Annotated in this window: 19 protein-coding genes; 11 read left to right on the top strand and 8 right to left on the bottom strand. The window is 38.8% G+C overall.

Going from position 1 to position 24,550, the window contains the following annotated elements; genetic code table 11:
* Positions 1–507: 507 nt before the first annotated feature.
* Positions 508–1,383 carry a DNA replication terminus site-binding protein gene (locus AAEY57_RS10225; protein WP_350607764.1) on the top strand — a complete coding sequence of 292 codons (876 nt, stop codon included), beginning with the start codon at positions 508–510 and terminating at the stop codon, positions 1,381–1,383.
* 62 nt (positions 1,384–1,445) lie between these two features.
* On the opposite strand, the gene AAEY57_RS10220 is transcribed toward AAEY57_RS10225, so the two are convergent.
* Complete coding sequence (locus AAEY57_RS10220; RefSeq protein WP_013463357.1) at positions 1,446–2,660, bottom strand: hypothetical protein; 1,215 nt, start codon at positions 2,658–2,660, stop codon at positions 1,446–1,448.
* A gap of 773 nt (positions 2,661–3,433) precedes the next feature.
* On the opposite strand from AAEY57_RS10220, the gene AAEY57_RS10215 reads away from it, so the two are divergent.
* The 5 genes from AAEY57_RS10215 (at position 3,434) to AAEY57_RS10195 (ending at position 12,183) form a co-directional block, all read left to right on the top strand.
* Positions 3,434–4,672 carry an AAA family ATPase gene (locus tag AAEY57_RS10215; RefSeq protein WP_008464468.1) on the top strand — a complete coding sequence of 413 codons (1,239 nt, stop codon included), beginning with the start codon at positions 3,434–3,436 and terminating at the stop codon, positions 4,670–4,672.
* 15 nt (positions 4,673–4,687) lie between these two features.
* Positions 4,688–5,650 (top strand): transcriptional regulator, encoded by a 963-nt coding sequence (locus tag AAEY57_RS10210; protein WP_013462769.1) that lies wholly within the window; start codon positions 4,688–4,690, stop codon positions 5,648–5,650.
* A gap of 426 nt (positions 5,651–6,076) precedes the next feature.
* Positions 6,077–9,223: a DEAD/DEAH box helicase gene (locus AAEY57_RS10205; protein ID WP_350607761.1), complete on the top strand. Its 3,147-nt coding sequence runs from the start codon at positions 6,077–6,079 to the stop codon at positions 9,221–9,223.
* A 588-nt stretch (positions 9,224–9,811) separates the two neighbouring features.
* The gene (locus AAEY57_RS10200) at positions 9,812–11,281 is read left to right on the top strand and encodes a DNA recombination protein RmuC (protein ID WP_090494977.1); all 1,470 of its coding nucleotides are present in this window, start codon (positions 9,812–9,814) and stop codon (positions 11,279–11,281) included.
* Positions 11,282–11,385: 104 nt separating this feature from the next.
* Positions 11,386–12,183, top strand: coding sequence for a DODA-type extradiol aromatic ring-opening family dioxygenase (locus tag AAEY57_RS10195; protein ID WP_350607759.1), 798 nt, complete (start codon positions 11,386–11,388; stop codon positions 12,181–12,183).
* Between the two features lie 75 nt (positions 12,184–12,258).
* Here AAEY57_RS10195 and AAEY57_RS10190 read toward each other — a convergent pair whose 3' ends face one another.
* Positions 12,259–13,155 carry an MBL fold metallo-hydrolase gene (locus AAEY57_RS10190; RefSeq protein WP_350607757.1) on the bottom strand — a complete coding sequence of 299 codons (897 nt, stop codon included), beginning with the start codon at positions 13,153–13,155 and terminating at the stop codon, positions 12,259–12,261.
* 71 nt (positions 13,156–13,226) lie between these two features.
* On the opposite strand from AAEY57_RS10190, the gene AAEY57_RS10185 reads away from it, so the two are divergent.
* The gene (locus AAEY57_RS10185; protein ID WP_010388788.1) at positions 13,227–14,114 is read left to right on the top strand and encodes a LysR family transcriptional regulator; all 888 of its coding nucleotides are present in this window, start codon (positions 13,227–13,229) and stop codon (positions 14,112–14,114) included.
* 134 nt (positions 14,115–14,248) lie between these two features.
* Entirely contained in the window at positions 14,249–16,585 is a 2,337-nt protein-coding gene (locus AAEY57_RS10180; RefSeq protein ID WP_350607755.1) for a S9 family peptidase, read from the top strand.
* Positions 16,586–16,810: 225 nt separating this feature from the next.
* Here AAEY57_RS10180 and AAEY57_RS10175 read toward each other — a convergent pair whose 3' ends face one another.
* The 3 genes from AAEY57_RS10175 to AAEY57_RS10165 all read right to left on the bottom strand — a co-directional run bounded on the left by AAEY57_RS10175 (position 16,811) and on the right by AAEY57_RS10165 (position 19,053).
* On the bottom strand, positions 16,811–18,079 hold the full coding sequence (locus AAEY57_RS10175) for a HipA domain-containing protein (protein WP_350607753.1): 1,269 nt from the start codon (positions 18,077–18,079) through the stop codon (positions 16,811–16,813).
* A complete protein-coding gene (locus AAEY57_RS10170) occupies positions 18,072–18,359 on the bottom strand; it encodes a helix-turn-helix domain-containing protein (RefSeq protein ID WP_350607751.1) in 288 nt (95 codons plus the stop codon). The genes AAEY57_RS10175 and AAEY57_RS10170 overlap by 8 nt, the downstream gene beginning before the upstream one ends.
* Positions 18,360–18,741: 382 nt before the next feature.
* A complete protein-coding gene (locus AAEY57_RS10165) occupies positions 18,742–19,053 on the bottom strand; it encodes a hypothetical protein (protein ID WP_096038936.1) in 312 nt (103 codons plus the stop codon).
* Positions 19,054–19,162: 109 nt separating this feature from the next.
* Between AAEY57_RS10165 and nhaR the strand changes: the two genes are divergently transcribed.
* Entirely contained in the window at positions 19,163–20,056 is an 894-nt protein-coding gene (nhaR, locus tag AAEY57_RS10160; RefSeq protein WP_350607749.1) for a transcriptional activator NhaR, read from the top strand.
* A 69-nt stretch (positions 20,057–20,125) separates the two neighbouring features.
* On the opposite strand, the gene AAEY57_RS10155 is transcribed toward nhaR, so the two are convergent.
* Positions 20,126–20,500, bottom strand: a complete 375-nt coding sequence (locus tag AAEY57_RS10155) for a hypothetical protein (RefSeq protein ID WP_262977388.1) — start codon at positions 20,498–20,500, stop codon at positions 20,126–20,128.
* 65 nt (positions 20,501–20,565) lie between these two features.
* Entirely contained in the window at positions 20,566–21,375 is an 810-nt protein-coding gene (locus AAEY57_RS10150) for a sulfite exporter TauE/SafE family protein (protein ID WP_350607747.1), read from the bottom strand.
* A 445-nt stretch (positions 21,376–21,820) separates the two neighbouring features.
* Here AAEY57_RS10150 and AAEY57_RS10145 point away from each other — a divergent pair, with 445 nt between their 5' ends.
* Positions 21,821–22,795, top strand: coding sequence for a DUF1852 domain-containing protein (locus tag AAEY57_RS10145; protein WP_350607745.1), 975 nt, complete (start codon positions 21,821–21,823; stop codon positions 22,793–22,795).
* A 31-nt stretch (positions 22,796–22,826) separates the two neighbouring features.
* Positions 22,827–23,867: a methionine synthase gene (locus AAEY57_RS10140; protein WP_058553254.1), complete on the top strand. Its 1,041-nt coding sequence runs from the start codon at positions 22,827–22,829 to the stop codon at positions 23,865–23,867.
* Positions 23,868–24,128: 261 nt separating this feature from the next.
* Here AAEY57_RS10140 and AAEY57_RS10135 read toward each other — a convergent pair whose 3' ends face one another.
* On the bottom strand, positions 24,129–24,380 hold the full coding sequence (locus tag AAEY57_RS10135) for a hypothetical protein (protein ID WP_350607743.1): 252 nt from the start codon (positions 24,378–24,380) through the stop codon (positions 24,129–24,131).
* Between the last annotated feature and the right edge of the window lie 170 nt (positions 24,381–24,550).

Genomic DNA, 24,550 nt, shown 5'->3' with positions numbered 1-24,550 from the left:
ATTATTTAGTTATTAGTTAAATTTTAATAAGATTTAAGAGCCTATTTTGAGTTACTTTTGATGAGCAAGTTTATAAAGCAAAAATAAATAAACATTTAAAAACAATAATCTAAGTAGGTAGAGTGTGCATTATAATGGCTTGAGTAGAAGCTTAACAGCTAAGCGATGGTGATACAGATAGCAGTAGGAACACATCATACTTAATTTGCACTTATGTAATCTTAACTTTACGGGTGGTTTTAAAAAAGAATGCTACTCAATTATGCGCTTTTAAATATTTATGCTAGCGCTTCATACAAAGCTCAGTACCTTAACTCGCCCCTTCTATTATTTCCTTTAAAGTATGTGAAGCAAAAGTACTTAAAAAACCAATAAAGAACACATCATACTTGATTTAACTTGTTGTAAATCTTAGCTATAGCATGTTATTTAAAAAAATAACTATCAAAAGAAAAAATTGTTTGCGAAAATAGTAGACAAGTAAGATGTGTTCTAGGTAGGTAGCTAATGGTTACAAAGGTACAAATAAGAAGTCAGTTTGATTTACTTAATGAATTAACACTTAGCTTAATTGATGAGCTTAAAGAGGTTGGCTTTGCTAAAGCAGAGTATTTTCAATTACCTGAGATTAGTAGTACTGAAGAAAATATAATCCCTGAGTCTATAAGCGTTTCAAAAATAACAGGGGAATTGGCACATAAGGCAATTTTAAATGCTTTCTCAGATATGTATAAAAAGCCAGGGCTAAGCAGCCGAGTATTAAAGCGACACCCTGGTTTGCTAGTAATAAAAGAGGCGAATAAACAAGCCATTATTGATCGCATAGCACAGGTAAATAGTGCAAAAGCAGCTTTTAAAAATTGTATTTTAGCAATAGATAATAACGACGCGCGATTTGAAGCGGTGCATAATGCAATACCAAATTTAATAACGCTTGCGGCGTATCGTAAAATTCATAGTGAAATTGAATCTCCTTTTTCTGTTCGCTTTACTTGGATGCATAAACACGCAACCAAAACACTTACAAAAAAAAAGGCGCTTGAAATGTTAGAAAAATCGGCAGGCTATAAAAACCCGCGAATGATTGATCAGCAAAAATGGCAGTCACTGGTTGCACAAGAACAGGTTCGAGTAGCCAGTTTGGGTGAAAAAGAAAAATTGCGAATTAGGCGCCCTACTCGAGTTAGTCCTCAAGTTAATGTGAGGTACACTGCACAAAATCGCTATCATGTTAGTGCTGCTTTACCTTTTATACTAATTAACCCACAGCCCGACGTAAAATTTGGCGAACTACCGAGTTACCAAAAACCCTTATCGCATCCCCGAAAACGCGAATATGATTTTCTAGTGGACCGATTATATTTAGAACAAGTAACTAAATAAATTATGTTAAAAAGGCCACATTATGTGGCCTTTAAAATATTTGTTGGTAAAAATAAATAGAATTACTTTTCTACAATTTCTTCCAGCTTATCTTCATCAATCAATACCGCATTTTCAACAATGCGTTTACCGCCTTGTATTTCAATACGCTTATTGTGTTTATTTAATGCCAATATCTCATCACAAAATTGATCAGACGGATGCATTTCATAAGTGTAATCGACTATGTTGCCGGTTTTATCATCTTTAACATTGGTAATGCTGTATTCAGATATTGCTCCTTTTTCAATTAAATCTTTCATCGTGGTTGTCATATCACGACGCAGTGCTTTTAATTTATTTTCGGTAATATCATCCGTTGAGTAAATAGAGCCATATTTTTCCATAATAGAAAGTAATCTAAAATGGTAGGTTTTTCCTGGTGCTGCATAACGCCATAAATGATATAAACGTAGCATCATCCAACGCGATAATCCGCGTTTTAATTCTTGTGCACTGTTAAAGTAATAACCTTTGTATTCAAGGTTATCAATCATGTTGTGTACAAATGCATTTAAACACGCAACACATTTTACGTTTCCGCCTTGGCCTTTCTTACCACTAAAGTGCAAAGACGATAAAAAGTTCATATTAGACTCGTAAAACGAATCATCAATATCAGAATTTTTAGTATCCGTTGCAGAATATTTAAAAGAAAGTTTAGAACCTTGCAATGCTTCAAGCGACTCTTTAATTTGCGGATATGGCATAGATTGGCCAACCGCTTTAAGCTCTTGTGCTAATTCGTTCATAGAAAACACAACGGCATATTGAATACCGGACTTAAAATTAATTTTTACAATTTTACCTTTTGAAGCTAGGCGAATTAATGCGCGCTCTACTTTTTCTTCTCTATCTGATGGCCACACTAAATATTCTACATCTTCGCCATCTTTACGAGTACTGACCACAGCCGGTGTTATTTTTATTTCGCCATCATATAAAATACCATCTACTTTTTCAGATATCTTACGCGTAATGATGGTTTTTTTAGGGGCTTCTTCAAGTGGCAGTTTTTTGTGGCCTGAGCGAACAAAACGTCCCCACAGATCATAATGGTTAAATGTGTTAGAGTAAGCGCGTAACCCATGGGCTGCATTTTCTATCGAAATTCGCACATCTTTATTATCTGTAAATAGTGCTAGGCTTTCGTTATCGATCGCACTTTCCACCCCGTGAATTTGGCCCCTAAGTGTATCGGGCAAGTTATCTACCGAGATGTTGACCTTTCGGCTCATGGTTTTTATTTCCGTTTTTATTGTGACAGCTAATAACAACACATAAAGCCACAAAAGTTAAATGTTTAAGTTAGTATAAAAGTGATCTGACTTCAAATAAAATGCTCAGATCAGTATTTTACTAAGGAAAAATTAAGACAAGCGTTTTCAGATCACATTTTTACTAACTGAGTGTTGATAAGCCAAATTTTTACTAACTAAATAATAATTTTGTCCATTACAAAGTGTTTTTTTTTATATTTTACACGACAAATTATATAAAAATCTTAACCCCCTGTGGATAAGCTTAGTTCGAGTTAGCATAGATCTGATCTGTACTTACTACAGATCAGATCTATACTAATTAAACCATGCATTATCACTATTGCTTAGTGCATAACTTTATAATTTACTTAGTAAAAATATGATCTACAGGTAGGTATTTGTGAGTAACTCAGTGCTTAACCTGTGCGTAACTTAGATTGTAAATATTCGCTTAGTAAAAAGCTGATCTGCAAGTAGATAAGGATCTGATCTTAACCACGTACAATGCTGATCCACTATTTTTAATATTATTTATATAAATCATTACGTTATATATGTATTTTACACCCTTAGCCTTTAATACCTTATATATTTAACCATACTTAAACTTCTTTATTTATACTAAGCAATCTTAAAGGTGTAAAAATTATTTTATATGTCATGTATTTAAAAGGCATGTCGCCTTAAATAGTTGTTTACAGCTAATTGAATGGACATTATACTAAACACCTAACTTTGAGGAATAAAGTATGTCTATCAATAAAAACGCGCTAGATACTTATCGACTTTTGAAAGCAACCGCAGAAGTTGCTGAAAAATCACTAGAAGGACGTATCCAACATTATCGCGCCCATCTTAAATCTGAAGAAAAAGAATTAAGAACTTACACCCAAAAAGCAGCAGCTGATTTACTTGGCTGTAATAATCGTACCTTAAAAAGACGCCATGACAATGGTGACTTTGACGATTTAAATATAAAACGCGGTGCAAATGGCCACTATGCCTACACCTTAGTTAATATTTTTGCTATGGCTGATATTATGGACATACAGCCTGATCACCGCGCATCAACAGACAAACTCCAAGTTATTGTTATTAATTCATTAAAAGGTGGTTGTGGTAAAACAACAAGCATGGTTAACATTGCTGCTGCACTCGCTACCACTAACATTAAACGTTACCGTATCGGTATAATTGATTTAGATCCTCAAGGGTCATCATCAAGCTTTTTCCCATCTTCAGAGCCCGATCCAATTACCGTTGGTGATTTGATGCGTGATTGCATTGACCTTGATGAAGGTGAAACATGGCCTGAATTTGTGTCTAACTCTTTTTTACCAACACATATTCCTAATATTCGTGTTTTACCATCAGGTATGGATGACTTTTATTTTGAGCACGAAACAGCAACATTACTCAAAGACACCTCCAATTATGAGCAAACACGCCATTACCACAAACTATTAGAACGAGTAATAAATCCGGTAAAAGATGAGTTTGACATTCTTTTAATTGATACAGCGCCAACGCTTAACTTTATGTTTTACAATGCATTAATGGCTTCAACGGCGATGCTAATTCCGGTTCACCCTGAAGCGGTAGACTTTGATGCAAATAATAAATATTTAAAACGCTTAGGTGAGATTTATCATACCGTTGCCGCTCTTGGCCATGATGGTTGGGATTTCATGCAATTTTTAGTTACTAATTATGTGAAAGGCAATCACTCACAACGTGACATAGTTAAAGATGTTCGTAGTGCTTTTGGCCGCCAAGTAATGAGCTATCCTATTAATCATAGTTCAGCAATTACCGCCAGTTCATCGTCGTTTAATACTATTTTTGACCAAAAAGCATCTGACAGCTTAGCAAGTAGAGAGTCATTAATGCGCGCACAAGAAAATATCAAAGATGTAGTTGATGAACTCGAAATGCTAATTCGTTCTAATTGGCAATCCACTCAATCTAAATTAAATACGCCTAAGTAAGGATGTTGACTAAAAATGGCTAAAAAACGTAAAAATGACACCCGCTTAGATCCCTTTGCAACCGCTGTTGGCAGTAGCAGCTTAGATGCCCTTTTAGAGCAAGCCAATGCAGGCGATGTTATTCGTATGCCTGCTCCTAGTGATCCTAATCGGGAAATTACGCTTGTTTGTAAAGTGATAGCACATAACGAGATTGAAAACTCAACTCAGGTTTATGGTAAAAATCGTCGCGTACAAGCGCTTTTAAACGAAAAGTCAGTCGCAGATATTCTTCCTGCTATTAAAGAAGATGGCCGTAATCAGCACCCTGCTCTATTGTGGGAGCAAGGTGATATGAGCCTTGTATTAGCTGGCTCTAGACGTCGTAAAGCCTGTATTTTAGGTGGCGCAGACTACCTCGTATTGAGTTCTAGTGACTTTAGCGAGCAAGATGCCAAAGTACTTGCGGTTTCATCAGATCAATACATTGCCCCTAGTCTTTGGGAGTTGGGTCAAGCGTATCAGCAAACTAGAAACGATCTTATTCAACAAGGCAAAAAAGGCTCGTACCGTGAAATTGCTGTTATTGAAGGGGTATCGCATACAGCGATTGCTGATGCGATAAAAGCGTATGAGCAAATATCTGCAGATGTTATAGCCCTTTACCCAACAGCTAATCATGTTGGTAGAGAAGTTGCTAAAAAGCTGATTAACGCAAAGGAGCGCGATGAGGAAGCATTTAATGAGTTAGTTGTTGCACTTGCCAGCAATGATGAAATTAACGCCTTAGAAGCCGACGACAAGCGCGCTATGCTAATTACTAAATACCTAACTGCAGAGCCTAAAACAGCATCAAAACGTGAAGCGGTTTTAGAAAATGACTTTATTAGTGTGCAACGCAACCTTAAAAGTGGTGACGTTTCAATTAAAATAAATAATAAAGTGATGACAGACAAGCGCTTAGAGCAACTTACTAAGTTATTAAGTGCCTTTAATTAGTTAGTAATATCGTGATCTGTAAAAGGGGTTGGGTTAGTTAAAACATGATCTAAACCTCTTTCTTAGTTGGTAAAAATCTGATCTTTAGTGGCATAAAAAGGCTAAAAACATGGCTTAAACCATCAAGGATCATATTTTTACTAACTAAACACCTCCTTTTAATGCCATTTTTCATCTTGTTAGTAAAAACCTGATCTAAGCCGAACTAAATCTCCTTTTAAAATTAATTAATTGTTTTTCTTTTGTAATTTAAACGTACTTTTTTAGTGAGAAAAATTAAACAATGATCGCCAATTCGCTATAAACCAATTTTTTACTAACCAATCAGATCCAACCAGTTTATTTTAAAAATAATATTGCTTTAGCTCAGCGCTGATAAGGCATATACTGGAAAAATTGTTTTTAAATTTTAATACTTTGAGTGACATGTCTGCTAACTTATCAAAAAATGATTTAATGGCTATTTTTGAAGAAATTAAAAATGAGCAGGCTACCCAGTTTCCTCTTTCTGAGCGATTCATAAAAAAATTGTTTAAACCCGCGGTGTTAGCAAAAGGTAAGTCGTATTATAAAAACGGCCAAATAAGTTGGTTAGAACATAATGCTGATTTTTCTGTGGTTGATTCTACTGTGCAAGGCGATAAGGGCATTGCGTTTAACCAACGAATTGAGATCAGTAAATTACCAACTGGCTATTCAGTCGACACACACTGTACTTGTAATGTTAAAACTAAATGCCGCCATTTGGCTGCAATTTTGTTAAAACTTAAAATTGAACACTCAGGTGAATACGGCGAAGACTATTTTATTAATGACTGGTTTAGCGAACTTAGCTCGCTTAAAAACACCGATCAAGCTCATCCATCACAAGTGTTACTGTTTGTATTAGATATTGAAAACGATAAAGTATTTTTAACGCCTAAAATTGCCAACTACGATAAAAATAATAATTATGCACTTGGGCGAAATTTAACTGAGCAACAGCTTAATAGTTTTGTAACCCCTAGCGACCTGTTAGAAAGTGATTTTAGATTATATAGCTGGATCCGCTCGCAAAATGCGGTCGGTAATATTGAACTCAAAGGTCAATGGGGCTTTAACGCGCTGCAGCAATTACTAGCTACAGAACGATTATTTTTACAGCGTTCGCGAGTACCTATTAAAGCGCAACCTGGCTTACCCCTAAATTTTGTTTGGGAAAAACAAAAAGAAGTCACCCAGTTAAAAATTCATCTTGATCAAATTCCTAATTGGGCATTAATTAAAACTACGCCGCCCATCTACTTAGATTTAGATAAATATAAGCTAGGCCGCATTCGCACGCCACTAAGTGCTGACGAAATTGCTCATTTACAAACAATACCTGCACTTCACGATACAAACTTTGATCGAATTTATAAGCAGCTTGCTGATAATTTTGGTGCCGGTGTTATTCCCCATCCTACTAATGCACCAAGCATGCCTGTTAAGTCGTTGAGTAATGCCGTACTTAAGGTCAGCATGTCGGGCTCAGTAATGGCTATTTCGTTATCGTTTAAGTATAAAAATAAAAACTACTTAGCAGGTACAGCGCCTGCAAAACTAATAAACAGTGCATTTGAAAACACCGTTACCAACGAGCTGGTCAACTTAGGCTTTGATTTTTGTAAAGGGGGTTTACACAGCGAGTTTATTTTTAGTCAGGAATCAGCTATTCACTTACACTGGTTAGCGCATGAGGTGTTACCAAGCTTTAAGCAACGTGGCTGGCAAGTATCAATGAGCAAAATAAATATTGCCGATACTAAAAACCAAATTTCCTTGCATGTAAACAGAGCTGCAGGGCATCAAATGCATTGCAAAGTTGTGCTTAACGATACCAAAGTGGCCACTTTATTTAATGTAAATAATAAACTGTTTGAATCGTTAAATCGTCAAAGCGAATTGTTTTATTACTATCCCGTTGGCCGTCAATTTGGAGTTATAGATAAGGCTGCGTTTAATTTATTAATTGAGTTTAAATTGCGATTTGAGTTTATTAAAACGCGCGACGAATTTAATATTCCACTTTCATACTTACCTGAGTTAGTTAAGCACACAGCCATTAATGTTGAGCTACATGATCCGTCATTAGAGCGCTACCTTGATGAGCTAAGTAATGACGCGCTGTTATCGCCCAATATCGCCATTCATGGCTTACACGATTCTGTGGTTCTTAGAGAATACCAACAAGAAGGCGTAGCTTGGCTTAACTTTTTAAAGCGTAATCAGCTAGGTGGTATTTTAGCGGACGATATGGGCTTGGGTAAAACTTTGCAGGTGATTGCTTATTTAGCCAGTTCTTATAATACTCCGCAGGCTGGCCCTACGCTTATTGTTTGCCCAACAAGCTTAGTGAGTAATTGGCAAAACGAAATTAACAAGTTTGCTAAAAACTTAAAAGTGACCACTATTTTTGGTGCACACCGTAATGATGCGTTGAAACACTTGGCACAAGCACAGTGTATATTAACCACCTATCCGTTATTAAAACGTGACATTGCTTATTATTCGCCACTGTATTTTGAAAACATTATTCTTGATGAAGCGCAGTATATTAAAAATGATACGGCACAGGTATCGCGGTTAGTTAAACGTTTGAATGCCGATTTTAAGCTTTGTTTAAGTGGCACCCCAATTGAAAACAATTTATTTGAATTAAAGTCATTGCTCGACTTTGCAATGCCCTCGCTATTAGGTTCACAGGCGCACTTTAAGCAGCATTTTCAAGGCCCTATTGAACGCGAAAGCAACATTGAACGTGCAGAGCAACTAAAAGCGTTAATTATGCCGTTTATTTTGCGCCGTACTAAAGCCCAAGTGGCTCAAGAGCTACCGCAAAAAACCGAACTTATAAAAGAGTTTGAGTTTGAACCTAAACAAAAAGACATGTACCAAGGTATAACTCGTGCGCTTGAAGAAAAGCTCATTGATTTATTTGCTGAGCAAGGCGTGCAAAAAAGTAAACTCGCCTTTCTAGAGGCACTATTAAAACTTCGCCAAATTTGTTGTCATCCTAAACTTATTGAGCCAGAAACCGACGCTGCTAGTGCTAAATTAGAATGGTTATCGAGCCACTTACCTTTAATGCTTAGCCTTGGCCGAAAAGTGATTATATTTAGCCAGTTTACCTCTGCCCTTGATTTAATTGCCGAGCGTTTAAATGAGCTAAATATTAATTTTAGTATGCTAACTGGGCAAACGCGTCATCGCGATAAAGTAATAGACGAATTCACCAGTGGTAACACTTCCGTGTTTTTAATTAGCTTAAAAGCCGGTGGTACAGGGCTTAATTTAACCCAAGCCGACACCGTTATTCATTTTGATCCATGGTGGAACCCAGCCGTTGAAAAACAAGCCACCGATCGTGCTTATCGAATTGGGCAAACAAACCCAGTGTTTGTTTATAAACTAATTATGGCTAACTCTATTGAACAAAAAGTATTTCAAATGCAGCAAGATAAGCAAGCGCTTGTAGATGCATTATTTACCGAAAAATCAATGAGTTTTACCCAGTTTGACGAACAACAAATGCTGTCTTTAATTAAAAGCTAAAATAATTTTAAAAAATCATGACGAGTTTTTGAACTTATTTAAATTGTAGGCGTCTATTAATATGCTTGGTTAAATTGCAGTTTCTCCAAGCTTTCATGTTGATATCCCATATAGTAGTTACTAGACATAGTAATGATTAAGCCAGCCAGTAATGCGCTGGCTTTTTTTTGCTTTTAAAAATATTTATTTTTTTATTTAATTTATTTTGAACTAATCACAAATGGCTGGGTCTATTATTATGCTTGTAGTTGATGTGTTGTTATACAAGTTTCATGTTGATTTCCCTGTTTGATTACTAATTTAGTAATATTGAGCCAGCTTTATTAGCTGGCTTTTTTATGCCTCAAATTCAACTTTTTTAAAATTATTTTGAACTAATTTAAACACCGCGCGTCTACTATTATGCTTGTAGTTGATATGTTGTTTTACAAGTTTCATGTTGATTTCCCTGTTTGATTACTAATTTAGTAATATTGAGCCAGCTTTACTAGCTGGCTTTTTTTATGCGCTTAATTTAGTGTTTTACCCTACTGCTAAAGAGCGTAATTCGTTATGATGGCATGTCACTAAATTTTAAAAGTTTATTCTATGTTTACTTCGTTTTTATCCCATTTAGATTGGTTAAGTGTTGGTACTGGCGCTATAGCCGGTATGGCTATTTTCAGCGTTGTATCAGTCCAGTTAAGCAAAAAAATAAAGCGCCAAGTGAGTGAGCAGCAACAACAGTTATTGTTATTACAAAGCCAGTATGAGCATACGCAAAATCAATATGCCTCTTTAGTGGAAGAGCACGACTTATTAGGGCTTACTCATCAAGAGCAACGTGATCAGGCGCAACATTTTAAAACGCGATTAACTGAACAAGAAAAGCAAAGCCAACTTTATAATCAATATTGGCGTAAAGCCGAAGCCGAGCTAACCGCCCTGCGCGAGCAATACAATCTGCGCGATGTCGAGCTTAATAATATACGCACTACCCTTGAGCAAAAGCAGCAACATTTTAGCGAGCAACTCGCCCATATAGAGCAAAGTAAAGAAACGCTTAAAAAAGAATTCGAAAATTTAGCCAATCAAATCTTAGAAGAAAAATCGCAAAAATTTAAAACCCTCAATCAAGAAAGCATAGAGCAGTTACTCAAGCCGGTTCAAGGTGAGCTAAAAGGCTTTAGAGATAAAATGGAATCTATTCACGTTGAAGATTTAAAACAACGTGCAGCACTTAAAACCGAGCTATTACATTTACAAGCTAAAAGCCAAGCCATTACCGAGCAGGCTGACAAGCTAAGCAATGCCTTACAAGGGCAAAAGAAAACCCAAGGTAATTGGGGCGAGTTAATGCTTGAAAACGTGCTTGATAGCGCAGGACTTCGAGCTGGCACAGACTATAAACGCGAAGTGTCGTTTAATACCGAAGACGGCCGTTTGCGCCCTGATGTGGTGGTGTATTTACCTCAAGGACGCCACTTAGTGATTGATGCAAAAACATCGTTAAATGCCTATACCCGCTACGTAAATGCCGAAACAGAGCTGGAATCTCAACAAGCGATTAAAGAGCATGTAAATGCCGTAACTTCCCGTATAAATGAGTTGGCCAGTAAATCGTATGACCGTTTACCAGGGATAAACTCGCCTGAGGTTGTTATTATGTTTGTACCGATTGAATCTGCGTTTGTAGAAGCACTTAAATACCAAAGCGACATTTACCAGCAAGCAATCGAAAAAAACATTTTGGTTGCTACTCCTACTACCCTGCTAACCAGTTTAAATATTGTTAAGCAGTTATGGCGCTTTGAAGAGCAAACTAAATATTCAAAAGAGCTGGCTAATCGTGCTGAGCGTTTTTACAGTAAGCTCAACGGCTTTTTAACCAGTATGGAAGGGGTGGGTAAACAGCTCGATAAAGCCAAAGAAACCTACGATAAAGCATTTTCTCAGTTATACCGTGGTAAAGGTAACTTAATTAAACAAGCCTCAGAATTTAAAGAGCTGGGTGTATCGGTGCAAAAAGAGTTACCTCAAGAAAGCGTTGAACGCGCTCACTTAGAGCTTGATGAATAAACACCACATATAATATTTGCGCACTAAGGTTGTGCGTTTATGTGGCTAGTTATTTACTAACTGCGCAGGCACTATAATAATATCTGTCCTTTAGGATTAACCACATGCAACGCCCAACCGTTTTTTTCATTTCACATGGTGGCGGCCCAATGCCATTACTAGGTGATGCCAACCATGCAGAAATGCGAGCCTGCTTAGAACAGGTTGCCGCTAAAATCCCAAAGCCTTCTGCTATTTTAATGGTCAGCGCGCATTGGGAAGCTCAACCAATTAGTATAACGGCGCACTCTTCACCGCCGCTTATTTATGATTACTATGGTTTTCCTGAGCAGGCGTACCAATTAACTTACCCTTGTACTGGCCAGCCGCAACTTGCTAATTTAGTACAACAAGCGCTCGCAACACATAGTATTGACTCAAAACTCGATCCACAGCGTGGTTTTGATCACGGTATGTTTGTACCGTTAAAAATTATGTATCCAGAGGCCGATATTCCCTGTGTGCAAATATCCTTGCACCCAAGCCTTGATCCGCTGTTGCATGTTGAAATTGGTAAAGCGTTGCAAAGTATTGATTACGATAACTTATTAATTATAGGCTCAGGCTTTACCTTCCATAATATGCGCGCTTTTGGTGTTACTCAGTCAAACGATGTTAACCAGCAAAATCAGGCATTTGAAAATTGGTTGGTAAGCACAATCGCAGATCAAACATTAACCGAGCAACAGCGTGAACAGCAATTATTAGCATGGCAGCAAGCTCCAGCTGCACGCTTTAATCACCCTAGAGAAGAGCACTTGTTACCGCTACATGTATGCTATGGCGTTGCTATGTGTGCAAGCACTGAGGTATTTGAATTAAATATTGCCAATAAACGAGCCAGTATGTATTTGTGGCAATAATAAAAAACACGCCAGACTTTGCTAGGCGTATTTTTTGGCTCTACTGTATTTATTACAGTGGTTAAGCGTAAGCAATTACCATTTCATTTCGCCTTTATGAACTTTAGCGCCAATGCTAAGAGCCATAGGTAATACAGCCTCTGGGTATGAGTTGGTCATTTTATCTATCAGCAGCTTACTGCTATCACTACTTTGCTTAGCGTGTGCAAAATCCTTTAAATACTGGATTGAAAAATCAATATTTGCAGCATCTAATTGGGTGCCTGCTTTCATATGCCCTGGGATCACCACGTCAGGGTTGAGTGCTTTCATTTCATTAAGTTGCTTTGCCCATGCATTTTGCTCTGCCTGAGTTTGTGCGTCGGCCATCCATAAATGAACATTAGCGTATACAGCCACATTCCCTAAAATAGCTTTATTATCAGGTATCCATAAATATGGGCGATGATTATGCTCACCCTCTGTGCCACGAATTTCAATGGTATGGCCTTCTATTTTTAAGCTATTACCATTAAATACCTTAGGTACGACGGGGTTTTTTGGTGCGTTTTCCCCCATTTTTGGGGTCCAGAAAGCAAGTTTACCTTTAAGCTTTGCTGCTATTTTTTGGTGCACTGCGGGCGTAGTAATAACCTCTGCCTCAGGAAAAAACTGTTGTAACACTTCAGCGCCAAAGTAGTAATCAGGATCGGCTTGGCTAATAAAAATAGTTTTTAGTTGTTTACCAGAGTCAATTACTTTGGCGGCAATGCGCAGTGCATCTGCTTTGGTAAATCCGGTATCAATTAAAATTGCATCGGTACGGCCATAAACCAGCGTGGCATTAACATGAAAGCTATTGCTGTCAGCGTTATACACATCAAGGGTTAATGGGGTTTCGTCTGCAATAGCGATATTGCTGGCTAATAGTGTGCTTAGTAAAAGCGTGCGTAGGTTCATGGTATTCTCATCATTGGTTGCTAATGCGAGCATAATAAAGGTTTGATATGTTCAGAAAAACAACCAATAATTAGCATCATTGTTTCATAAATCGTGCAAATACTATGGATAAACTCACCGCAGCGCAGGTTTTTGTGGATGTTGCCTACTCAGGCAGTTTTACTGCCACTGCCGATCGGCTTGAAATGTCACGCCCTATGGTTACTCGTCATATTGAGTCGGCAGAAGCATGGCTCAATACGCGCTTATTGCATCGCACTACCCGTAAAGTAACGCTTACCACCGCTGGCGAGGCCTGTTTACCCGAAATAGAGCAATGGTTAGCACAGGCTAACCGTTTAGTTGAACAAACTAAAAGCCAGCAACAGTTGTCAGGTAAAATACGAGTAGCGACCAGTATGTCGTTAGGTTTTGCACAATTAGCCCCTATATTTACACGTTTTATGAAACGTCACCCTAACGTGCAAATAGACATAGATCTTGAAGACTCAACCACAGATCTAATAGAGCAACGTGTTGATTTGGCAATACGTATTGCAGCCAATCCTGATCCTTCGTTAATAGGTAAACCTATTGCCGAGTGTGAATCTATATTAGTGGCCTCAGCCAGCTACCTTGCTGATTATCCGCCAATAACGACACCACAACAGTTAAGTGCTCATCAGTGTTTAGGCTATAAAAACTTCGACCGATATATTTGGCATTTACACAACGGGGATGAGTTTCAATCAGTTGATGTTAAATGCAATTTAAGTGCAAACGAGGCCACCACATTACTTCATGCAGCCATAGCCGGTGGTGGTATTTCAGTGCAGCCTACGTATTTGGCAAACCAATATATACTTGATGGTCGCTTGCAGCGTGTATTAGCGCCATGGACATTAAACCCAATGAAAATATATGTGCTTTACCCTTCTCGTCAGCATTTATCGGCAACAGTAAGAGCACTAATCGACACGCTCAGTGAAGAATTTAAAAATCCAGCATGGTAATTAATTATAAAAGTTTGGGTTTAAACCATAGCTTTGTGCGTTAAGCATGCTGATATTGTGTAGGTTATTTTGTTACAGTAAATGTAATAAGCGCCTTAATCTATAAAGGTCAGCAGACCCAAGGAACAATAACAATGAATCTGATCAAAACATCTGGCTTGGCACTGGCCATTGTTGCGGGCTTAGGCTTGCAAGCATGTTCAAGTACCAACATAACAACCAACAACAATGCAGCGATGAGTACCGTGAATAATCCATTAAGCCTAGCGCAAATTTATAAAGATAAAGAATTTAAAACCCAGCGTAGCACTTACTTTAAGTGGCTAGACGATGGTACCGGCTACACTGTGCTTGAAGAGCGCGAAAGTGAAAAAGAAAAAGCAGACGATAACAACGTCGATGATGAAAAAGAGCACGGCGTAAAAGGCAACGACATTGTATTTTACAATGCTGACGGCACAGGCCGTAAAGTACTGGTTGAGTTTGAAAAACTGTTGCCAGAGGGCGCAGACGAGCCATTTGCAATCGAAAGCTATCAGTGGTCAAAAGACGGTAAATGGTTGATGGTATTTACCAACAGTGAGCAAGTTTGGCGCTCACGCAGTCGAGGGGATTTTTGGTTACTTAACCTTGAGACTAACCAATTACAGCAACTTGGTGGCTTGGATGTTGAGCCTACTAAGTTAATGTTTGCTAAGTTCTCGCCAGATAGTTCAAAAGTAGCCTACGTACGCGATAACAACATTTACATGCAATCGGTTGGCAGTAACGATGTAACCGCGCTCACAACCGATGGTAACGCCACCATTGTTAACGGTAATTTTGATTGGGTATACGAAGAAGAATTTACTATTGCCGATGGTTTTCGTTGGAGCCCCGACAACAAATCAATCGCCTATTGGCAGCTTGATACCAGTGACGTTAAATTTTTCACTATGATCAACAACACCGACGAGCTCTACCCTACCCTTAAAGAATTCCCTTATCCTAAAGCCGGTGAAACCAACTCTGCCGTGCGTGTTGGTGTGGTAAGCCTTAGCGACAAACAAACCCGTTGGGCTGAGCTTGAAGGCGATAACCGCGACCGTTATATTCCGCGTATTAGCTGGGCAGGCACCGGTAATGAATTAATGATTCAAGATTTAAACCGCCCACAAAACCATAACAAAGTGTGGTTGTTTGATTGGCAAAAGCAGCAACTGACCAAGATTTTAGAAGACAAAGACGATGCGTTTATAGAATGGTTTTATAAAGCAAACTGGTCAAAAGACGGTGAGTTTTTTATTTGGCATAGCGAACGCGACGGCTGGCGTCATCTTTACCGTGTATCGCGCGATGGCAAAACTATTATCGACCTAACCCCTGGTGATTACGACATTATTGATATGCTGAGCATCAATGAAGACAAAAACGTAATGTATTTTATTGCCTCGCCAAACGATTCTGGTCAGCGTTATTTATACAGCACACCGCTTGATGGCAGCAGCAAACCGGTACGGGTAACACCTGCTGAGTTTGAGGGATCAAACAGCTACTACATGTCAAAAGATGCCTCATGGGCAATGCACACTTACTCAAAATTTGGTACGCCACCGACTAAAGAGATCATTAAAGTGAGCGATCATAGTAATGTAAAAACCTTAGTTGAAAATACAAAGCTTAAACAAAAACTGGCTGAGCAAAGCTTACCAAAGCATGAGTTCTTTAAAGTAAAAGCGCAAGATGGCACCGAGCTTGACGGCTACATTATGTTCCCTGAGAACATGGATAAAAGTAAAAAATACCCAATTGTGTTTTACGTATACGGCGAACCATGGGGTTCAACCGTGCAAGACCGCTGGGAAGGTAACAGTTACTTGTATAAATCACTGTTAACGCAAAAAGGCTTTATTGTGGCATCGGTTGATAACCGCGGTACACGTGCACCAAAAGGCCGCGATTGGCGTAAATCGATTTATAAAAAAATTGGCTCAATTACCGTGCAAGACCAAGTAGACGCCCTAGATGCTATGGCTAAACGTTGGGATGTAATAGACACCCAGCGCGTTGGCGTATGGGGACACTCAGGCGGCGGTAGCTCAACCCTTAATTTATTGTTCCGCCATGGCGATAAATTTAAAGTAGGCATTGCCTCAGCACCGGTGCCAGACATTCGTTTGTACGACACCATTTATCAAGAGCGTTATGCAGGCAACCCAAACACCGATCCTGAGAGTTACGATAACACCTCGCCGATTACCTTTGCTAAAAACCTAACCGGTAAGCTATTGCTTATTCACGGCACAGGCGATGATAACGTGCATTATCAAGGCTCAGAGCGTTTAATTGACGAACTCGTTAAGCACAACAAACAGTTTGAGTTTTTCTCATACCCTAACCGTTCACACAGCTTACGCGAAGGCAAAGGCACTACCTTGCATTACCATACTATGATGGCTGACTTTTTTGAAAAGCACTTACTAACCAAGTAATCGCTTTAAAAAGTAAAATACTAAAGCCGCACACTAATTATTAGTGTGTGGCTTTTTTAATCAAAATGTAACGGGGGTTTACAGCTGGGTGTAAAGGTTTTGTTTGAAGTACAACAGCCCCCAACACTAACTATAGAAAGTCCATACTGAATGAAAAGTTATTTATCGAAACGGGCTAAAACGTTCTGTTTATGATGAACTTTCATCAATCCTCATTCCCTTGCTTTAACTCAGCTGCCCAACCATTTCTTTAACTACTAAAAACTGCACTTGTCTTAACATTCTTAATTCCGCTGCGCGTACATCCGCAGATGGCATTTTCACAACTTCTTGGTATAAGTTGCTAAATTCACTCTCTATATTATCTACAAAATAACTTAGTTGCTTTACTGCGGCAGAGTTTGGAATACCGAGCTCTTTTGCAAAAGCGATTACATCTGCTTTAGTAACATCACAAAAACGTTTTTTATCATTGATAGGAACGGATAAGGCTTCTTCTAGAGGGTTACCACCTTCTGGAACATAAATAATGGTGCTTAATAAATCATAAAACGGTGTTATTTGCGCAGATCCGTTTTCGTAATAAAAGCTAATATTTTTTAAATGCGCATCCCCATTCCCGACTAATAAATTATAAATCACCCATTGATATAACTTGATGGCGGTTGCCGCTTTAGGCCGTACGTTATTGAGTATTTTTTGGTATGTTTCAACCGTTGATGCAGAATATTTGGAGTGCCTGCTATAACTTAATAACTGGCAACTATCTATAATATGCGTGCGCTCTTGATCAGGATAACTCCCTACACGGTCAAAGCGCTCAACCAAATAGGCTGGCTCGGGTGTATAAATGAGCTGCACATTGGGTACATCTATTCCTAGCCGCTTGGCTAGTTTCATCATAAACCATTCATTGCATGTCGTTTGCCAATATTGGTCTGGCTCAGAATGATCGGGTTTAAGTATATGAGTTGAAGGTGTGCCTTCATTTCCTTCAAATAATTCATCGCCGAGCTTAATAACTAGCATTTTATGCTGCGCGCCAGCAAGTGACATACGGCTACTTTGGCGGATATTTAACGGTGCTCTGGGTAAGTTTTTAATTCGCCTAGATAGCTCGGCAAAAGGTAACGGTATTGCACTAGGGCTTGGAAAATCGACATGCTCTGGTAATAGCGTTAAAGCACCAGCAGACTCAATGCCGGATGCAGTAAGTAGAGCAAATGAATCCTCATGATCCACTTTCACTTCTTTTGCCAATAACTCACGTGCATTTTCTTCTGGCAGTAAATTATCAAAAAACTGCTGCACAGGTCGTGTAGTACCAGAATCAAGAATGATTTGCTCTTGTAATGGAATGCTGGGAGTTATTGCAAATTTATTAGCTGAGTTAAGCCAATCCTGATCGTATTTAAATGACCAAAAACCGTTACTATCTTGTAATTGACCCATGAGCTGTTTGCCGGCATAAACATCAAGTGATCTATTATTCATGCTCAGCCACCATGTTCTGGATTTGCATTAGTAATTTATTTTTAGCCTTTTCATCATGTTGAGGTATCACCACGTCTATTTTTACTTCTAAGCCTAAAGCTTCCATTAAATCAAACGCGCGGCCAATTGATAACGAACCTGTGCCATTTTCAAAATCACTTACTGTATTAATACTAATACCGGAGAAATCTCCCGCAGTTTTTTGGTCAAGCTTTTGGCTTTTTCTCACAATGCTTGCCAATTTACCTAATTGTTTTGCTGACTTTATCGTGACTTCCATTACCAATCCAAAATTCACAGTGTTTTGTGAATAATAGTTAAAAAAGTACAAAAAAGCTAATAATTCACAATATTTTGTGAATTATTAAATTAATAGGCATGAACCTAATAAATTCACAATAAACTATGAATTTAGGTAATTGAAAATTTCACTCTCTTTTTAATCTAAATGGTGCGGGGGTTTACAACTGAGGTCAAAGGTTAAAGGAACAAGGTCAAAGAATTTTAGTCATGGTAAGTTGGGTAGAGTGCAACAAAACCCAACAAGGAGATACTGCTCAATGGTAATAATTGAATCGTTTAATGTTAAACACAGCTTGGTACGAGAATAGAAATAAAAAGAGTAGCATCCATGCTACTGCAAGTGCGATATTAATAAAAAACTAAGAGCTTGGTTGCGAAGGTTGATACTTATTAACGAGAATGTGCTGCAAACTTTTTAGTGCCCGCTTTATCGCTTGCAGCATACTTCTTCCCTTTGTATTTACATTAATACTGGGTAGCCCAGGCAAAAGAATATTAATTTTGCATTGCTGCAAAGTGCCGTGGCGCTCACTCGAAAAATCATTTATTTGAATCTCAACTTTACGAATATTCAAAGCATGTTTTGCCAATTGGCTTTTTATCAACTTCAAAAGCGACATCTTTTCACTTGCGTTAATTATCTTGTTTTTAACTGTAAGTTTTAGCTTCATGCAATTACACCTTTTAATAGTAACTATGTTGCAGGCATGACTGTAATCTACTAACTTAGTGGCAAAGGAAAAAGCTGATTATTTCTTACTTTAAAACAGGTATTTTCGAATGATTACCAACATTAACTACAATCACTTATATTATTTTTGGCAAGTAAGTAAGCACGGCAGTATTGCAGCGGCGAGTAAAATACTTAATTTAACGCCGCAAACGGTCAGCTCGCAAATTACTAACTTAGAGCAACGACTAGGAAAACCACTGTTTATTCGCCAAGGGCGAGGCCTACAGTTAACGGAGTTTGGCCATGTAACTCAGCAGTACACCAATGATATGTTTGCTATTGCTCACGAATGGCTAGAAACCACGCAAGGTGATACCACGCACTATTCACGAACGTTAAAGGTCGGTATTTCAGACGTGTTGCCTAAATCACTGGTGTCGAAGTGGCTAGCGCCTTTAATTAATAACGACCGTATTACCAACTTACACTGTATTGACGGCCAACAAGATGAACTGCTGGCACAAATGGCGATTCATAAGATCGATTTAGTGTTAGCTGATAAACCACTCGATACTACCTTGTCATTTAAGGCGTTTTGTCATGAAATAGGCAAAAGCCAAATCGCTCTTTTTGGTAACGAAACATGGCATTCGCAGTTACATAAGCAGTTTCCGCAGTCTTTAAACAACAAGCCTTTAGTGCTCCCCGCAAAAGAAAGCCCCGTCGCGCGTGCTATTTATTATTGGCTACAAGAGCAAGAGATTGAAATGACAATAGCAGGCCATGTTGACGACAGCGCATTAATGAAGTCGTTAGGTGAGCAAGGGTTTGGGATATTCCCTGCGCCTATTTTGGTAAGAGCTGAAGTGGAGCGCCATTACGGCGTAAATTACATTGGTACAATTGATAATGTTTATCAGCATTATTATGCGTTTACGCCCGACAGGCTCATTAAAGACAGTATTTATGATGAATTTATAAAGCACGCGCAAATGACGTAGATTTTAGTTAATCGCTTTAAGATTGACGGGCGTCGGGGTGCGGGTTACGGATCTAAAACCTTACACCTCTCATACCTCAAATAAATATATTAAAAATATCAACAAGGCGATAAAGAATATCGGCGTGAGCAAATAAAATATGATATTAGCTACAATTTTATTATTATCTCTAAACTTTAATACTTTTTGGCGTGCGGCAATTAAGGCTGGGAATGTAATAAACCCTTGGATACCGATAGCTAAAGTAATAGTAAGTTGCATGATAATAATTTGCCAGTATTGCTCTGGGTCATCAATTAACGATGCTTGTTGATAGTCGCTGCCTGTCGTTCCAAGCTGATGAGCAGTTCCTGTAATTAACCCTATAATAGGTGATATCAAAAAGAACAAAGCAACACTTAAGATTGTTTTATCAACTTTATCCCTTAATTTAACTATTTTCATAGCATCCTTGCCTTAAAGTTTATTATTTCAAAATATATTCGCAAGCAAGCCTGCGAACTTTAACCTTATCGAGTAAACATATTGATTGCCATTATAATTAATAAGCCGGCAAATATTTTCTTTATGGTTGAAACTGGCAAATAATGGGTGGCTTTAGCACCGAGTGGCGCGGTAAACCATGAGGTGCATACAATACCCAATAAAGCTGGCAAATATACAAAGCCTGCAAATCCCTCTTTTAGGCTAAATAACTGGCTGCCTGAGCTGATATAACCCATTGATCCAAACAGTGCTATCACAATGCCAGAGGCCGAGGCGCAGCCTATGGCTTTTTTCATATCAACAGAAAAAAACGTCAGTAACGGCACTAATACTGCCCCGCCGCCAATACCTATCATGGCAGACAAGCCACCGGTTATGGTCGTATAAACACTGAGTAGCCCTTTGCTTGGCAACGGGCGCGCTATTGCTGAATCATTCTTACCAGAAAAAATCATTTTTAGTGCAATTAGCACCACACTCACAGCAAACACTAAACGCACAACATGCTCAGGTAATAGAGCAGCTATAAAGCCACTAATAAGCGCACCAAAGGCAACGCCTGCCATAACCCAAGGTGCAATATCCCAGGGTACATTGCCATTTTTATGATGCGCAATAGCCGACGAGGTCGAAGTAAATAAAATAGAGGCCAGCGAAGTCGCAATGGCAACCACCACTACTTGTTCAGGTGGCAAAGCATTAAAGTGCAGTAATATCATGCTGAGTATGGGCACAATCACTAGCCCGCCCCCTATTCCTAATAAGCCTGCTAAAAAACCAACACCGCTACCTAATATGGCGCAGTATATAATTAACACTATTAAATCACTCATTCCTTTTGTCTCTTCTTATGTTGTGGAAAGTTCTGCGACGGCGAACTGCTTAATAAAGTGCTTAAGCTCACCTAAGTTTATTCGAGTATATCAACAACCGTTTATGCAAATGGCACTTTAAGTGCCTATAAGCATTGAATAATACTCACGTTTTGTATGAGTAAATCACAACACACGTAAAAACATCTAGAAATCTAGACTTCTAAAGTGGGTTTTATCGCATAGGGAGCGTCTACTAGCCTAATTTATTCATTCAACTTAGTAAGAGAGTGAATCTGGCTCATGTTTTACCTGAAATAATACCGTTTTTCTTCATGCTACATAGCGTGTATAAATTTATTAACTCTGCAAAGCACCATTACAGTTATCCCGTTAGTTTGGTTTTAACAGCGAGTAATGTGTCATTGATAAAGGCAGTAACAACTCAAATTGAAAGGATACGGCTATGAGCACTGATCTTACATTTACTATTAAAAGCACTAACTTGGATGAAAACTACCATCCATCAAATAACACACGTATTACGACCAATTTCGCTAATTTAGCAAGGGGTGAAAGCCGCCAACAAAACCTGCGTAATACCCTAAAAATGATCAACAACCGTTTTAATGCACTGGCCAGTTGGGATAACCCACAAGGGGATCGTTACGAGGTTGAGCTCGAGATCATTTCGGTCGATTTAGACATTGCAGGCAGTGGTCAGGCATTTCCGTCAATTGAGGTATTAAAAACCAATATTATTGACCGCCAAACTAACGAGCGAATAGAAGGCATGGTGGGTAATAACTTTTCATCGTATGTGCGCGACTACGACTTTAGCGTGTTATTGCTTGAGCATAACAAAAGCAAACCGCAATTTAGCATTCCCGATAACTTTGGTGACTTACACGGCAAGTTGTTTAAATGCTTTGTAAACTCAAATACCTATAAACAGCACTTTAAAAAGCCACCGGTTATTTGTTTAAGCGTGTCTGATAACAAAACCTATCAGCAAACCGAAAACTTACACCCTATCTTAGGCGTAGAGTATCAGCCTAATGAGTCGTCGTTAACAGAGCAATATTTTAAAAAAATGGGCTTACAAGTGCGCTACTTTATGCCACCAAATAGCGTTGCACCGTTAGCGTTTTATTTTTTTGGTGACCTACTCAACGACTACAGCAACCTTGAACTAATTAGCACCATTAGCACCATGGAAACGTTTCAAAAAATTTATCGTCCAGAAATTTATAACGCCAACGCCGCCGCTGGTAGCCGTTATAAACCGAATTTAAAAAATGACGACTATTCGTTAACGCAAATTGTGTATGACCGCGCAGAGCGAGGTCAATTAGCGGTAGAGCAAGGTAAATTTACTGAGCAGCATTTTATTAAGCCTTATCAGTCAGTATTGCAGCAGTTCTCGGCAAGTATCGCTTAATCACACAACAAAATTAAAGGCAGCATTTATTATGAAAAAACTATTACCTACATCATCAGCAGGCAGCTTGCCAAAACCGTCATGGCTTGCCGAACCCGAAACCTTATGGTCACCGTGGAAATTACAAGGCAGTGAGCTGGTTGATGGCAAACACGACGCCCTGCGTATTTCCCTGCACGAGCAACAAACTGCAGGCGTAGATATAGTCAGCGATGGCGAACAAACTCGCCAGCACTTTGTAACCACCTTTATTGAACACTTAAATGGCGTTGATTTTGAAAACCGTAAAACAGTTAAAATTCGCGACCGTTACGACGCCAGCGTACCCACAGTGGTTGGCCCTGTGTCTCGTACTAAATCGGTATTTGTTGAAGACGCCAAGTTTTTACGCCAGCAAACCAGCCAACCAATTAAATGGGCATTACCGGGGCCCATGACCATGATCGACACCTTGTATGACGATCACTATAAAAGCCGTGAAAAACTAGCATGGGAATTTGCTAAAATACTCAACCAAGAAGCCAAAGAGCTAGAAGCCGCAGGGGTTGATATAATCCAATTTGATGAACCCGCTTTTAACGTGTTTTTTGACGAGGTAAACGACTGGGGCATAGCCTGCCTTGAGCGAGCTATAGAAGGATTAAAATGCGAAACCGCCGTGCATATTTGCTACGGCTACGGCATTAAAGCCAACACCGATTGGAAGAAAACCCTTGGCACCGAGTGGCGACAATACGAAGAAGTATTCCCTAAGCTGCAAAAATCGAATATAGATATTATTTCGCTCGAATGCCAAAACTCACATGTACCCATAGAGCTACTAGAACTGGTACGCGGTAAAAAAATAATGGTGGGCGCAATCGATGTAGCCACCAATACTATAGAAACCCCTGAAGAGGTGGCCAAAACTCTACGCGAAGCACTTAAATATGTAGATGCCGACAAACTCTACCCATGCACCAACTGCGGCATGGCCCCCCTGCCCCGCAATATTGCAAACGGTAAGCTCAACGCCCTAAGCAAAGGCGCAGAGTTAGTACGTAACGAACTATTAGCAGCGAATGTCGCTTAATTTTTAGTTGCACCTACTTTAAAAAAGCCACACCTAAATATAAGTTAAAGTGTGGCTTTTTTAATCAAAATGTAACGGGGGTTCACACAGCAAGGTTAAAGGCAAAAGGTGCTAGGTGAAAGGTTTAAGTTCGTTGAGTGTTAGTTGGGTTGAGTGCAACAAATTAGCTTAAGTAATCAAACCTAACCGAGCCGCAAGGTATTAATGGCTGAGTGGAGAGTGTCAATTGCAGAAGCTGGCACTATAGCTATTTGCTATAAACTAAACTTTGGAGATAACCCACTTATTACAGTCTATAATATTGCTCTTACTAAACTGCTTTACATTAATGGGTGCAAATTCAGTAGAGATATTTTTAATAACATCATCTAAATTATCATTACTACAAATAGCTAACTTACCTGTGTCCATAGCTTTTGCAAACAACGAAATGGAGCACCAGTAAGCATAATGCGAATTAGAAATAATTATAATATTGGGAGTAAAACCATAAACAGCGACACCTTGATTCACCGTCTTCTTAAATTTATTTATGTCCGCGTCTGATAATTTATATTCACTATCTAATACAATCTTATAAAGATATGGACTTGCTGAGTGCTTAATCTGTATCCGTCCGGTGATCACCGCCTAGCCTTTAAAATTCCACGGTAATAGACTATCGATATCAGGTGTTGATTGGC

This window comes from Pseudoalteromonas sp. MER144-MNA-CIBAN-0113, assembly GCF_040308965.1.
Taxonomy (GTDB): Bacteria; Pseudomonadota; Gammaproteobacteria; order Enterobacterales; family Alteromonadaceae; genus Pseudoalteromonas; species Pseudoalteromonas tetraodonis.
The sequence above is the reverse complement of the archived record's forward strand: the minus strand, read 5'-3'. Positions and strand labels throughout refer to the sequence as shown.